At 41.6% G+C, this 14411-nt stretch carries 12 protein-coding genes; 3 read left to right on the forward strand and 9 right to left on the reverse strand.

The window, feature by feature from the left end; translation table 11 throughout:
• Positions 1-116 precede the first annotated feature (116 nt).
• Positions 117-1754 (reverse strand): recombinase family protein, encoded by a 1638-nt coding sequence (locus T546_RS0121840; RefSeq protein WP_026893435.1) that lies wholly within the window; start codon positions 1752-1754, stop codon positions 117-119.
• 498 nt (positions 1755-2252) lie between these two features.
• Here T546_RS0121840 and T546_RS0121845 point away from each other — a divergent pair, with 498 nt between their 5' ends.
• Positions 2253-2891: a glycoside hydrolase family 11 protein gene (locus T546_RS0121845; protein ID WP_026893436.1), complete on the forward strand. Its 639-nt coding sequence runs from the start codon at positions 2253-2255 to the stop codon at positions 2889-2891.
• 93 nt (positions 2892-2984) lie between these two features.
• Positions 2985-3878 carry a formylglycine-generating enzyme family protein gene (locus T546_RS0121850; RefSeq protein WP_330371986.1) on the forward strand — a complete coding sequence of 298 codons (894 nt, stop codon included), beginning with the start codon at positions 2985-2987 and terminating at the stop codon, positions 3876-3878.
• A gap of 84 nt (positions 3879-3962) precedes the next feature.
• Here the strand turns inward: T546_RS0121850 and T546_RS0121855 are convergent, their stop codons facing one another.
• The 8 genes from T546_RS0121855 to T546_RS0121890 all read right to left on the reverse strand — a co-directional run bounded on the left by T546_RS0121855 (position 3963) and on the right by T546_RS0121890 (position 14006).
• A complete protein-coding gene (locus T546_RS0121855; protein ID WP_026893438.1) occupies positions 3963-4850 on the reverse strand; it encodes a LysR family transcriptional regulator in 888 nt (295 codons plus the stop codon).
• Between the two features lie 90 nt (positions 4851-4940).
• Entirely contained in the window at positions 4941-5933 is a 993-nt protein-coding gene (locus T546_RS0121860; protein WP_207641342.1) for a carbon-nitrogen hydrolase family protein, read from the reverse strand.
• A 179-nt stretch (positions 5934-6112) separates the two neighbouring features.
• Positions 6113-7786 (reverse strand): glycoside hydrolase family 13 protein, encoded by a 1674-nt coding sequence (locus tag T546_RS0121865; RefSeq protein WP_026893440.1) that lies wholly within the window; start codon positions 7784-7786, stop codon positions 6113-6115.
• 25 nt (positions 7787-7811) lie between these two features.
• Entirely contained in the window at positions 7812-9494 is a 1683-nt protein-coding gene (locus T546_RS0121870) for a glycoside hydrolase family 13 protein (RefSeq protein WP_026893441.1), read from the reverse strand.
• 13 nt (positions 9495-9507) lie between these two features.
• Complete coding sequence (locus T546_RS0121875) at positions 9508-10365, reverse strand: carbohydrate ABC transporter permease (protein ID WP_026893442.1); 858 nt, start codon at positions 10363-10365, stop codon at positions 9508-9510.
• Positions 10365-11408, reverse strand: a complete 1044-nt coding sequence (locus T546_RS0121880) for a carbohydrate ABC transporter permease (protein ID WP_034600307.1) — start codon at positions 11406-11408, stop codon at positions 10365-10367. The genes T546_RS0121875 and T546_RS0121880 overlap by 1 nt, the downstream gene beginning before the upstream one ends.
• A gap of 70 nt (positions 11409-11478) precedes the next feature.
• Positions 11479-12786, reverse strand: a complete 1308-nt coding sequence (locus tag T546_RS0121885) for an ABC transporter substrate-binding protein (protein ID WP_026893444.1) — start codon at positions 12784-12786, stop codon at positions 11479-11481.
• Positions 12787-12977: 191 nt separating this feature from the next.
• Positions 12978-14006 carry a LacI family DNA-binding transcriptional regulator gene (locus T546_RS0121890; protein WP_026893445.1) on the reverse strand — a complete coding sequence of 343 codons (1029 nt, stop codon included), beginning with the start codon at positions 14004-14006 and terminating at the stop codon, positions 12978-12980.
• A gap of 170 nt (positions 14007-14176) precedes the next feature.
• Between T546_RS0121890 and T546_RS0121895 the strand changes: the two genes are divergently transcribed.
• Entirely contained in the window at positions 14177-14386 is a 210-nt protein-coding gene (locus tag T546_RS0121895) for a hypothetical protein (protein WP_026893446.1), read from the forward strand.
• The last annotated feature ends 25 nt before the right edge of the window (positions 14387-14411 follow it).

Genomic DNA, 14411 nt, shown 5'->3' on the forward strand with positions numbered 1-14411 from the left:
AAAAATAGCTGTCATTGATATAATTAAAAAGCAGCTGAAATTACGGGATTCAAATGGGATCACCAAATAGTTTCCCTTTGTATGGTTGTGGAAATGCGCCACCAGTCAAAGGGAAACTACTGATCTATGTAAACATGCAGCTTCTTACCATCCCAAACAATTTTTTGAACCACTAATTTAATCAAAGTCCGTTTTTCTTCCAAGGTCATGATTTTATAAATCCCTCTAAAACTAATTAAGTCTTCAGAAGCCTGGTTGATTTTAAGCGAACTTTCCTCATAGCTGCCTGCCTTATTTTTTAGACGCTCCTGTTCTTCCAATAAAGAAGTAATCTCTCCCTCAAGCTCACTTATTTTTTCATTTACCCGGCTTACAAAGACTTCTCCCAGATTATCATGGGACAGGGTGTTGATTAAGTTATTGATTTCACCGGTATTTTTTTTAATTTTATCTTCTATCACCTTACAGGGATCTTTCCCTATCTGCTTTTGTAACTCACGTTTCAGTTTATCCAGCAGCAAAAAGATATTTTTATTTTCATTTATATAGGGGAACAGGGACTCGATGACCATGTTATCCGCCTGCCCTCCGTTCAAATTACGGCAGTTACAAATATCTGTACCGCCACGCAGCTTGCTGTTACAGATATAATCATATGGTTTCTGACTTCCTTCTTTGCTGCTCCTTTCCCTGCTCCTTCTCTGTTTTGCAAACATACGGCTGTTACATTGACTGCAATAGATGGTTCCTGATAGAAGGGAATAGCTGTTGTGCATGATGGCAGGCTTTTTCCCAGTGGGAATATTGCTCTTAAGTATCTCCTGGACTGCCACCCATTTCTTACCAGTTATGAGTCCTTTATGCTTTCCCATGGCCACGATCCATTGGTCCATCTCCTGCCTTGGAGCGCTTTTTTTTCGGTAATCCCGTTTGTTGTAGGATAATAATCCATATTTAATTGAACAATCAGGCCGGTCAAAACAGATATCTGCATGGTGGTTTGTAAAAAAATCCCAGGCCTCCTCATCGGCAATGCAATAAACGGGATTTTGCAGAATCTCTTTGATTCCAGGGAGGGAAAACATGTTTCCATTCCTGGTTCCTATCCCCTCTCTGATCAGATATTTGCTGACACCGGAAACACTGCGAAGCTCTAAAAATTTCTCATAGATACTGCTTACGATAGAAAGCTCTCCTGAATTTTCCTTTAGTTTGCAGGCGGTTTTCAGCTTGCCGTCTAAAACAACCTCCTGAAGCTTCTCAAAGGTGTAGCCTAATGGTGTGGTGCCTCCCAGCCACCGGCCGGTACGGGCCAGTAACAGCATATTGTCCCGGACACGTTCGGCTATGGTTTCCCTCTCCAGCTGGGCAAAGACAGAGGCTATGTACATCATGGCCTTCCCCATTGGCTTTGAAGTATCAAACTCTTCCCGGATGCAGATGAAGGATATATTCTGATGATTCAGCTCCTCGATGAGAGAAGAAAAGTCGCTGACATTACGGCTGATACGGTCCAGACGATAGCAGATGACGTATTGAGGCCTTATTCGTTTCAAATCCTTAAGCATCTGCTGAAACTGAGGTCGGTTGGTGTTTTTCGCGGAAAATCCTTCGTCCTCATAAATGCTTATCTCTGCCTGATTGGCATTTGGCAGTTTATCTGAAATATATTCTTTGCACATCTCCACCTGGTTTTCCACGCTCTCGCCTTTTCCTGTATAAACAGACTTCCGGCTGTAAATAAAAATATTCAAAGCTGCTCACCATCCTTTTCATTACATTTATGCAAATGGATCCTATTAATGCTTTTATCCCATAGGAAAAAGGCTTTTATATGACTAAAAAAAGCAAATCTTAAGGATTAAAAAATAGACAAAAAAAATTTTTTTTATTATACAGACGCTTCAAACAATTGGTAACATTAACCAAAAATTATTAAATTTATTACAAACCATTTACAAACATGTCCATGGCTGATAATATGTGCGTAATAGAGATTTTTTATTTTTCTATAGCCTGAATTCAGACTAATCTTTCAAACTTCTTAGTTTTACCTGACTAATTCTTGGTCACAAGCACAATCCACATTCAATTTACTAGTTACATCTCACATGATAACCTGATAAAAGACAGCTTTTCTGTTATTGCTAGAAGAGCTGGCTAAATAAAAAAAGGAGGGTATTTTAAGTAATATTTATATCGTATGTAGGTAAGTATAAGTACCATGTTTCTTTAAACAGGAGGGGAATTATATGAACAAAGTAAGTAAAAAGGTCCTATCATTTGTTTTTGTAATTGCGATGGGTATTTCAAGTATCTTTGCTGGTACTACATATGCTGCCACAGACTATTGGCAGAACTATGATGATGGCGGCGGAACTGTAAATATGGTCAATGGCTCTGGCGGTAATTTCAGCGTAAACTGGACCAACTGCGGTAACTTTGTTGTTGGTAAAGGCTGGACTTACGGAACTGCTAACAGAGTCGTTAATTATAACGCAGGTGTTTTTGCACCATCTGGAAACAGTTATCTGACCTTCTACGGTTGGACAAGAAACTCTTTGATCGAATATTACGTAGTTGACAGCTGGGGATCCTACAGACCAACTGGCACCTATAAGGGAACCGTAAGCAGCGACGGTGCTACCTATGACATCTATACAACCATGCGTTACAACGCTCCATCTATTGATGGTTATCAGACATTCCCACAGTACTGGAGTGTCAGACAGTCTAAGAGACCTACCGGCAGCAATGCTCAGATCAACTTTGCAAACCACGCAAATGCATGGAAAAACAAAGGTATGAATTTAGGTAATTCCTGGTCTTATCAGGCAATGTGCGTAGAGGGCTATCAGAGCAGCGGAAATGCTAATGTAACTGTTTGGTAATTTAATATAACACCTGATAAGGTGTAATTATCTAATTAACACTGTACTTACCTACATACTATTTAAATATTGCAGTTTTGGAATTTCCATAACATGTATTGTTATGAATCCATATATTTTTTAAGAAATGAAAACCATACGGAAAGGATTACAGCAATGGGGAAAAAACTGATCTTGCTTTTGATTGCAGTAGCCGTATTTTCCTGCGGTTGTTCGAAAGTAGAACAGGAAAATCTCGTGTTAGTCAAAGGCAATGCTGCTGCAGATACTACGTCCCTGAAACAGGGACAAGCAGAAACCATCTCCGACTTTTATATTGGCAAATATGAGGTGACCCAAAAGGAATGGGCGGATGTGATGGGCAATAATCCTTCTGGTTTTCAAGGTGATACCCTGCCAGTGGAAACAGTAAGCTGGTATGATGCCATTGAGTATTGCAATAAGAGAAGCGAAAAAGAAGGATTGACCCCTTATTACTCCATTGATAAAAGTAATAAGGACCCAGAAAACGTAAGTGAATTTGATGATATGAAATGGACCGTATCTGTGAATGAGGGAGCAAACGGTTACCGGCTGCCCACAGAAGCAGAATGGCAATATGCTGCCGGCGGAGGTATGGAAAGCAAACAGTATACCTACAGCGGCGGCAACAATGAAGAAGAGACCACATGGTATTTCAGGAACTCCGGAAAGGAATTTTTAACCGGTGATTGGGAATGGACCCGCATTGAAAACAATCGGAATTCGACTCATCCCGTTGGTTCTAAAAAGCCCAACGAACTGGGTCTTTACGATATGTCTGGAAATGTCCGGGAATGGTGTTTTAACTGGTATCAGGATCTTGCGATCGGAAGTGGAAGTTACCGTGTCTGGAAAGGCGGAGGTTGGCTTGGGGATAAAACCAGCTGCCAGATTTCCTACCGCGGCAAATATGAAGCCAATGGTAAGGGGCCGGATATGGGACTTCGCGTATGCAGAAACAAATAGTCCGATTGTCTTTATGAAATCAGACTTTATACTAAAATTAAGAGGCATTTCTCCTATGGAGGAAATGCCTCTTAATTTTACTCCTTATTTTCCTCTTTTTTTACTCCAGTCAACGGTATAATTAATAAACTCCCGAACCGCCTTTGAAATGGATACATCTTTTTTTGTAACACAACATGCCTCCCATTTCATGTTTTCTTTAAATGGGATTTTTCGAATATTATGATATTTCATATCATCAAATATAAAATCCAGGCAAACCGTATTGCCTTCGTTATTGCTGCACATCTTATGGCACAGGCTGAATCCGCTGGTATTAAACATGATTTTAGGCTCCACTCCCAGCCTGCTGCATTCCCGATCAATGATTCCGTGAATCTTAAAATGATTGCTTTCTATCACAAGAGGTTCCTCACACATTTCAGCCAATGAGATACTTTTTCTGTTATAGAATTTACTTTTATTATGTGTTACAAAACATATTTTTGTGGTAAAAATCTTTGTAATATTGAAAAGGCGGGGATCAGGGTTCGGAGTTAATCCAATATCTGCTTTTCCATTTAAAATATAATCTTCCACCAGCAGATCCGGAAACTCCACATAATCAAAGTGTATTTTAGGATGGCTTTTAGAAAAATTTAGTATGTATTCTGGGGATAGATGCCGGATAATACCAAATGCGGAACACACTTTAAGATAACCCATATTTTGAAGCTTTAAAGCATTGATTTCTGACCTGGTTTTATTATATTCCGATACGATATTAATTGCTCTTTGGTAAAAAAGCTGGCCATATTCCGTAACCAGGACTCCGTTTTTCGTGCGCTTAAATAAATTAGCATTCAGCTCCTTTTCCAACCTCTTAATGACAACACTCAGTCCTTGCGGAGAAACGTACAGCTTATCTGCTGCTTTTGTAATACTACCTCTTTTATAAACTTCTAGAAAAGATTCCATATCATTTATATTCATTTCATCTCCTAAACGTCCAAAAAGGAGCTAACTCGTTACAGTTAGCTCCTTCGCTGCAAATGTTATATTACTTAGCAACAAAGTGACAAATTATTTTTCTATGGCTGGATTTATTTCATTGTATGCAAGCGTGGTCTGGTGATAGTCACCGATTTTTCTTACAATCGGATTGGGAGTACGGTTGAAATTCATGGTTAGTCCGGGATTGCTGTAATGACCCACAGGATCAATATAGTATTTAAAGTCTATAATCCGCTCTACATCAATGTCTCCATAGGCGATTCCTTCTTTACCTTCCGGTACATAATCACTTATGGGCTGCCCATCCGGCCCTATAATGGCAGTATGTCCCTGCTTAAATGTCTTAAAGTAATTAAGCCGTTCCTGATTGATGGTACCGTCCTCATCCGTGCAAAGCATGGTATAGGTTTCTTCGGAATAAACAGAGGAAGTCATTACAACAAAGGTTTGAGTGGAAATGGCATAGTAGCGGCTGGAAATATCGTCATCAAAATATCCTGGCCATGCAGCAACATGGACCTGCTCATTTTGCGAATTCATGGCACACAAGTCCAGAGGAACCTGATGCTCCCAGCACATGCATCCACCAAGATTCCCAATCTCTGTTTCAAAAACCGGCATCATGCTTGCATCACCATCTCCCCAGCAAAGACGTTCTGCCACAGACACCCGCATCTTCCTATGCTTCCCCATCAAATCTCCCTGGGGATTGAACCAGAACTGGGTCAGGAACAAGGACCCTCCGTCTTTTTCTGAACCTGAGATACAGACATAAATCTGATTGTCCCTTGCAGCCTGACTGATTTTCTGAATCGCTGGCCCCATGACTTCAACAGCATTTAAATAAAGCTTGTGATACCATTTTCTAGTATATTCCGGATGTCCGATAAATGCAAACCAAGGATATCCCGGCAGAAAACCTTCTGGGAACGCAATCAGCTTTGCTCCATTGCCAGCAGCTTCCTTTATTAACTTCACAGATTTTTCTACCGTGGCCTCCAGATTAAGATATACAGGTGATGCCTGTACTGCAGCAGCTTTAAATTTAGGATAGATTGCCATAATATACCTCCATATTATTGATAAATTTAATATCATATGTATACCCGGCCCAGTAAAAGTGTAAGAAGTCTTCTTTTGTGTCTATGCCATAACTTTAACACCAAAGCCGCCATAAATAAATCAATATATTCTTGATAGCTGTCAAGCAATCCATCCTGAAATTTATAATGCTTATTATTTTATTGATTAAATCTTAGTATCAATGCCTGATAACCATGTAGCAATAGCTTTCTGCCGTCTGATGATAACTCCTTCTCATTATTTAACAGCACCTCATACTCTTCCTGTTCCAGAAGAATTTCCTGTGGTTCCTGTTTAAAATTGCCAATGATTAAGATTTTCTCAGCTTTACTACTCCGATAATAAGCCATGACTCTCTTTAATTCTGTATACACAGGTTCAAAATCTCCAAATACAAGGGTCTCCTTATGCTCCCTGCTTTTTCGTAAGGCAATCAGCTTTTTATAATAATGGAAGACGGAATCCTCATCTTCTAATTGTAGTTCCAGATTAAGACTTGGATAATCGGGGTTTACCTTAAGCCATGGAATCCCCTGGCTGAATCCAGCGTTCGTTCCTCCATCCCACTGAAAGGGAACTCTTGCATTGTCCCTACTATAGCGGCATACCATAGAAAATGCCTCTTCTTTTGAAAATCCCTGACTTAAGGCCACCTGATACTGATCCAAGGTTGAGATATCGTCTATGTCTTCGATTGAGGTAAAAGGCACATTTTCCATACCGATTTCCTGTCCCTGATAGATGAATGGGAGGCCCTTTAGCATAAAATAAACCGTTGCCAGCATTTTTTTAGACTGGTCGGAGCACTCTCCTTCCGGGATATAATGGCTGACACCTCTTGGTTCATCGTGGTTTTCAATAATATTTGACAGAAAGCCAACGCCCTCTGACCGAAGCTGGCTGGCAAAGCAGCAGTCCCTGTAATCATCGGGAGTGATATGCTGATAGTCATACCAGCCTTTGTCGCTGATGCCAAAAACGGTTTCATTAAAGTCAAACATGGAGGAAAAGCACCCCTTTTCTCCGATGAACGCCTCCAGATCCTCTTTCTTTTCCCGAAATACCTCACCGACTGTAAACGCATCGTACTTGTCAAATGCCGCTTCCTTCATCTCATTTAAAAAGTCCAGAATACCTTCTGCCTCATCTACCATCTTCTCGCAGGAAGTCAATCCGTCATCCCGATCAGGCTCATACTCATGAAACGGCAGAACCTTTTTGATGTTCATAATAGCATCGATACGAAATCCAGCAATTCCCTTTTCCAGCCACCAACGAATCATCTCATATATCTTTTCCCGAAGGACTTCATTTTCCCAGTTAAGATCCGGCTGTTTTTTGTGAAATGCGTGAAAATAATACTTGTTGGTATCTCCGATTCTCTCCCATACACTTCCGCCGAAATACGATCTTAAGTTGTTGGGAGCTTTTCCGTCTTTGCCTTCCCGGATATAAAAATAATTGCCGTACTCACCATCCGGGTCTTTTAATGCCTTCTGAAACCACTCATGTTCATCGGAACAGTGATTGACCACCAGATCCATGATCAGATACATCTCTCTCTTTTTTGCTTCTGCGATCAATTCATCCATTTCTTCCATGGTTCCGAACCTGGGATCAATGAGATAATAGTCGGAAATATCATAGCCCTGATCTGCCAGGGGAGAGCAATAAATTGGAGAGAGCCAGATAATATCAACTCCTAAGTCCTTTAAATAATCCAGCTTTTCTATGATTCCTTTTACATCTCCAATGCCGTCATTGTTGGTATCTTTAAAACTCTTAGGATAAATCTGATATGCCACCTTATCCTGCCACCATTTTTTAATCATTTTATTAATCCGTCCTATCTATTCTTTATTGTTCTTTCCAATACAATGCCAAAGCCTCATAGGGCCTTAAAATTCCCTGAGCTAAGTATTCTCGGTCTTTATAGTTTTGTATAAAGCATTCTGATGTTTCTAGGTTAAATACTTCCGGTATGTCTGCCTTTACTTCCTGATCTGTAAAATTACACAGCACCAGAACCTGTTCCTTCTCTAAGGTTCTTACAAAAGCAAATATGTGAGAGTCCTCTGGAAGTATGAGCTGGTAAGTGCCGTATACGATTACATCATGCTTCTTCCTAAGAGCAATCAGCTTCTTATAATAAGAAAATACGGATTCAGGATCATCAATCTGCCGGGCTGCATTGATTTCCTTATAATTAGGATTTACTGAGAGCCACGGAGTCCCGCTTGTAAAGCCTGCCTGCTCCTTATCGTTCCACTGCATGGGAGTTCTTGCATTGTCCCGGCTCTTAAAGCGCAGATAATCCATCATGCTCTCATGGGTAACGTGACCTTCCCCGACCAGTTCCTTGTAGGCATTGATGCTCTCAATATCTTTAAACTGAGTCATATCCTCAAACGGATAATTGGTCATAGAAAGCTCTTCTCCCTGATAGATGTAGGGCGTTCCCTTCATCATATGAAGACAGGTGGCAAGCATCTTTGCCGATAATTCCCGGTATTCCTCTCTGTCATTTCCAAACCTTGATACCGCTCTTGGCTGATCATGATTATCCCAGTAAAGGCTGTTCCACGCGCTGTTTTCAAGCTCTGTCTGCCATTTGGACAAGATACCCTTAAGAGTTCTTAGTTCCGTCTTTTGATCCGTCCATTTACCAAACTCGCCACTACTGTCCACGTGTTCAAAGTGAAAGACCATGTTAAGCTCTTCTTCCCCTTCTCCGGCGTAACGTTTCGCTTCTTCTATGGTGACCCCTGCGGTCTCTCCCACTGTCATTAAATCGTATTTGGAAAGGACCCTGCGGTTCATTTCTTTTAAATAATCGTGTACCTTTGGTCCGTGAACGCTGTAGGGTGTAAAATCTCCATAAAGACCATTGGTGACCTCTCCGTCAGGCAGAGCCGGGTCTTTGGATATCATGCTGATGACATCCATTCGAAAACCATCAATTCCCTTCCTGCACCACCAGTCCATCATATCAAAGACTTCGTCTCTGACTCTGGGATTCTCCCAGTTTAAATCCGGCTGTTTTTTGGAGAATAGATGGAGGTAATACATCTTTGTATCCCTGTCATATTCCCAGGCTGAGCCGCTAAAGCAGGAGCCCCAGTTATTGGGACAGCTTCCGTCTTCCTTTCCCTCTCTCCAGATGTAATAATCCCGGTATGGATTTTCCCTGCTCCTTCTGCTCTCTAAAAACCAGGAGTGTTCATCCGAGGTATGGTTGACCACCAGATCAAGCAGGATTCGGATGCCTCTTTCATGGGCATCCCGTAACAGATGATCAAAATCTTCCATGGTCCCGAATTCACTCATAATATCCTGATAATCACTGATGTCGTATCCATTGTCATCATTGGGGGACTTGCAGATCGGGGAAAGCCAGATCACGTCAATTCCCAACAGCTTCAGATAATCAAGCCGCTGTCTGATTCCATTTAAGTCTCCAATTCCGTCTCCATTGCTGTCCTGAAAGCTTCTGGGGTATATCTGATACACCACCGCTTCCTTCCACCACGTTTTATTCATCTCATTTACTCCTCTATTTAATGGCTCCTTCTACCAGCCCCTGAATAATCTGTTTTTGTGCACATAGGAACAGAATGATTACAGGTATCATGGCAAGAAATGCTGCTGCAAGTATCAAATCCCATTGTTTTACGTAAGAGCCTACAAAGCTGCTGACTGCCACTGGAAGCGTCTTAATCCTTCCGTTCAAGCCAAGCATCAGGGACGGAAGAAGATAGTCATTCCAGATCCATATTCCATTTAGAATCAGTACTGTCATCTGTACCGGCTTTAACAAAGGAAATACCACTCGAAAAAAGGTCCCTTCCGGGCTGCACCCGTCAATCCACGCTGCTTCCTCAAGCTCTCTTGGAATTCCTTTGATAAATCCGTGAAGGATGAATACGGACATGGAGCCGCCAAAGCCAAGATAGGCAATGATGATTCCCGTATAACTGCTTAAGAACCGAATTCCAACAAAGTCTGACAATCCCCGAAAGGTAGATAAAAGCGGCAGCATGACCACCTGAAACGGGATTACCATAGACGCTACAAACACCATGAAAATGATATCGGACCACCTGGTCTTATTCCGCACCAGCACCCACGCCGACATGCTGGATAGCAGGATTAGAAGTGTCAGGCTGACTGCGGTAATGAATAAGGAACTTCGAAAGGATTTAAAATAACTGAAATTCTGGTTATGTATGACATTGGATAAGTTAATAAACAGCTGCCCCCAGTTTCTTGGAAATGCAATGGGGCTTATGACGATATCCGCACTCTTTTTCGCTGAATTAAAGAGAACGAGAAGAAAAGGGGACAATATGGTGAAAGAGAGAACGATTGCAACCAGCTGGATTCCAAAATGAATTACTTTTCTCCTGTTCATTACAGCTCCACCTCCTTCTTTTTACTGAAATAGACCTGGGTCATGGACACCATGGCAAGAATTACAAAGAATACAACAGCTTTCGTCTGCCCCAGCGCATACTGGTTCTTTGCAATGGCGGTATTATAAATATTCAAAGCCAGAAATTCCGTGGAAGCGATGGCCTTTGCCCCCAAAATCCTGCTTGGCGCGCCGTTGGTGATAGCGAAATTCAAATCAAACTGCTTAAAGGAATTCACAAGGGTTAGGAATATGCACACCGTAAAGGTGTTGGCAATCATGGGAAGCTTCATATGAATCAAGGTCTGGAATCGTCCTGCACCGTCCACTCCTGCTGCCTCTAAAATATCCTTTGGAACACTTTGAAGTCCAGTGACATAAATCATCATAATGTATCCGGCGTACTGCCAGGTACTGACAATTAAGATTGCAATGAGGGCAAGATTGGGATCGGTCAGCATGGATACGCTTCCCTTGACCAGGGAAGGAAACACCTTGTTAAAAATAAACTGCCACACGTACCCTAAAACAATTCCGCCAATCAGATTAGGAAGGAAGAAGGACGCCCTGTAAAAATTCTTTCCCCTCACCTCAGACGTACATAAAAGTGCCAGGGCAAATGCCATGACATTGACCGTGGTCATGTTTAAGACCGTAAACAGAAATGTGATGAACAGGGAGTATAAATAATCCGGTGCCTGAAACATCTGTATGTAATTATTAAGCCCTACAAACTGTGTAAATTTGATTCCGTTCCAATTGGTAAAGGAATAAAAGATACCGAAAACAAAGGGAATCAGAACGGTTATGCCAAACGCAGCGAGTAACGGCAGTAAAAACAATATATTTACCATTCGTTTACGGTTCTTCACCGGATAAAGCCGCACTCCTGTAAGCAGGAACAAAAGCCCTATGACTAACAGACCTCCCCTGATCTGCGCTTCCCGGTGAAACACATCGAGATACAAGGCAATCAGTGCTGCGAAAGTACCAAAAGCCAAAACAAAAGCTGCTATTATTTTTCTATTCTTCTCCTCTACCATGATCCTACCCCTCTTCCCCTTTTGCATTGGTTTAAGGAGGGCGGCAAAGTTTCTTGCCGCCCTGCCGGAACTATTTCACGTAATCTGCAATTGCTGTACTCATCATGTCCACAAAACCATCTCTGTCGATCTGACCCTTGGCATAAAGCTCAAATACAGCTCCAGTGGCGTTCATGGCAATGCCCTCCGGCATCTTGGTCCATTCCCAGGAGTACGTATTTCCAGAATCAACATAAGTTTTTAAGTTCATGGCTAAAGGTGTGGAAGGACTTAATTTGTTGGAGGTATAAGGGGAAATCATTCCGCACTCCGTTACCAGACATTTCTGGCCGTCCTCAGATAAGGCAAGCTCCTTTAAAAATGCCTTGGCTGCATCAATCTGGGTTCCCTTGTTATAAACAGCCCACCAGGATGGACAGTCTGCAAGAATGCCCTTCATCTCGTTCTTTGTAAATGCAAACGGGGCAATTCCGCAGTCAAAGGATACCTGATAGTCTGGAAGTGACGGATCGATCCAGTTTCCCTGTGTGATAAATGCTGTTTTTCCCTGCGCCCATAAAGCCAGCTGATCATCGTAGGTTCCTGATATCAAGGTTGTTGGATCGGAATAATCAAATAAGAGCTTCATATAATCAGCAAACTCACCAAGACGTCCTGTATCCGTCTTTCCTTCCTTCAGCATATCAATATAGGTGGTGTCCCCTCTTTTTAGACCGCCGGAAAGGTAATAGCCAAAAAGGTGATTTCCGGTTGACCAATACATCTGTCCGGATTCTGCTGCTACAGAACAGACAGCGGTAATTCCAAGCTCCTCCTTTTTGCTGTCAATGGTTTCAAATGCTTTTTTATAGGCATCGTAGGATGTAAGGGAAGCCGGGTCAACGCCTGCCTTCTCTAGGATATCTTTGTTATATGTAATTCCAAAGCCTTCCACTGCATAAGGAAAGCCCACTACCTTTCCAGCCTCATCCTTAAAGCTGAATTCAGTTTGAGACGCCCATTCTTCCCCGCTTAAATCCGTCATGTAATCTTTCCAGGTCTTAAAATCTCCTTCTCCGCCGAAGACAAAGAGATCCGGCATGTTGCCAGCAGCCAGATATCCTTTTAAGGTACCGTTGATATCGGCTCCCCCTCCTAAGGATTCAATGATTACCTCCTGTCCTGTCTTCTCCTGATACTTCTTGGCAAATGCCTTTAACGCCTCATCAATCTCAATCTTACCGTTTACAATACGGATTGCCTGACCGCTTGACTTTGCCTGAGTCTGGTTTTCGGACTGCTCAGTTCCTGTCTGGGATGCTGCCTTTTCACCACAGCCAGTCATAAGAGACATTGCCATAACTCCCATCATTGCCATTGCTAATACTTTTTTCTTCATAACGCTCCCCTTTCTACATATTGCTGTTATTATTGATATTATTTTATACTTTATTGTAACTTATGCGCATAAGTTATCTTAAATATCATATTAGCACTTTATAGTCTCCATGGCAACAATTTCTTTTTCTTTTTTCTCCACAAAATACGACCTTAAGAAAATGACAAAAAAAGAAAGGAAACGCACGCTGCTTACACATGCATTCCCTTTCTTTTTTTCACCGAATCCCGTTCTACGATTTCCAACGGAAGCCGAATGATCCGCTCCCCGATTTCCTCCTTTTGTATCATCTGAAATAACTTATCAACTGCCAGACTTCCTTTTTCTGTTACATCCTGATGAACCGTTGTAAGAGCCGGTCTTACGATCTGGCTGTAAACATTGTCATCAAAGCCTACAATGGAAATATCCTCTGGTATTTTAACTCCACGATCTTTTAAATCATTTAAAATATGGGCTGCATAGTAATCAGAGGCGCATACAAATGCAGTAAAGTCTCCTACCTTTTTGTATACATCATCAAGAGTTTTGGATAAATCATCTCCATTTGGCTGGAGCATGATAAAATGTTCCTCCGTATACAGGATGCCAGCTTCCCTTAACGCATCTTGATAACCCTTCAGACGCTCAAAATCAACACCAAAACGGTTATCGGCTAAAAAGGCGATTCTTTCATGACCATGGTCGATTAGATATTTGGTGATATCGTAACAGCCCTCTCTGTCCTGGCTCCCCACATTCACATAGTCAGGCACGGTTTCCTCCAGATAGCAGTCGATAAATACCATTGGCTTTTTGATCTTTTCCGTGATTTTTGCCCCATCCTCTGCCTGCATACCATGTAAAATCAGTCCGTCAACATTCCAGCTGGCTACAGAGCTGATGATTTCTGTGATGTCATCGGAGATATAAAGCATGGTGAAATATCCGCCTGCTCTTACACAGCTTTCAACGGCACCGGTCAGCTCTCCCGCAAAAGGATCTTTAATAAAATTCTCATATTTATCCCGGCAGGCCTTCATGGCCAACCCAATGATACCGGATTTATTCCTGGCCAGATTTCTTGCATTGATATTTGGGACATAATCATATTCTAAAAGGAGCTGCTGTACTTTCTCCACCATGGCCGGGGAGACTTCACCAGTTTTTCCATGGATTACATTGGATACTGTGGTGGTACTGGTTCCTAAAAGCTCTGCCATTTTCTTTATCGTTATCATCAAATGCTCCTTTGCCTTACGTATGAACGCCTCATACCATGTCTTTATTATGATTATTTTATAACTACTGATTCAAATATGCAAGCTTCTACTGAATTCCTCTTGCTCCGTAATAGGACATACTTTTCCCTTCATACCATAAATTAACATCACATTTAAGTGGGAACACATTGAAAAATAAAAGCATTCCATCCATTGAAATACATAATTCAGATACCATGGATATTGAGGCTCTCTCAGATAAAATAAATGAATTCTACATTGACTTCATAGAACGAAGGTTAAGAGATTCTGATTTAAGTACAGATGAAAAAATAGCTGTCATTGATATAATTAAAAAGCAGCTGAAATTACGGGATTCAAATGGGATCACCAAATAGTTTCCCTTTGTATGGTTGTGGAAAT

This window comes from [Clostridium] aerotolerans DSM 5434 (assembly GCF_000687555.1).
GTDB classification, from domain to species: Bacteria; Bacillota; Clostridia; order Lachnospirales; family Lachnospiraceae; genus Lacrimispora; species Lacrimispora aerotolerans.

Excerpts from the sequence above, each read along its gene's own strand:
- T546_RS0121875 (WP_026893442.1), bottom strand. The coding sequence starts at position 10,365 with ATGAACAGGAGAAAAGTAATTCATTTTGGAATCCAGCTGGTTGCAATC.
- T546_RS0121855 (WP_026893438.1), bottom strand. The coding sequence starts at position 4,850 with ATGAATATAAATGATATGGAATCTTTTCTAGAAGTTTATAAAAGAGGT.
- T546_RS0121880 (WP_034600307.1), bottom strand. The coding sequence starts at position 11,408 with ATGGTAGAGGAGAAGAATAGAAAAATAATAGCAGCTTTTGTTTTGGCT.
- T546_RS0121850 (WP_330371986.1), top strand. The coding sequence starts at position 2,985 with ATGTATTGTTATGAATCCATATATTTTTTAAGAAATGAAAACCATACG.
- T546_RS0121845 (WP_026893436.1), top strand. The coding sequence starts at position 2,253 with ATGAACAAAGTAAGTAAAAAGGTCCTATCATTTGTTTTTGTAATTGCG.
- T546_RS0121865 (WP_026893440.1), bottom strand. The coding sequence starts at position 7,786 with ATGATTAAAAAATGGTGGCAGGATAAGGTGGCATATCAGATTTATCCT.
- T546_RS0121870 (WP_026893441.1), bottom strand. The coding sequence starts at position 9,494 with ATGAATAAAACGTGGTGGAAGGAAGCGGTGGTGTATCAGATATACCCC.
- T546_RS0121860 (WP_207641342.1), bottom strand. The coding sequence starts at position 5,933 with ATGGCAATCTATCCTAAATTTAAAGCTGCTGCAGTACAGGCATCACCT.
- T546_RS0121885 (WP_026893444.1), bottom strand. The coding sequence starts at position 12,786 with ATGAAGAAAAAAGTATTAGCAATGGCAATGATGGGAGTTATGGCAATG.
- T546_RS0121890 (WP_026893445.1), bottom strand. The coding sequence starts at position 14,006 with ATGATAACGATAAAGAAAATGGCAGAGCTTTTAGGAACCAGTACCACC.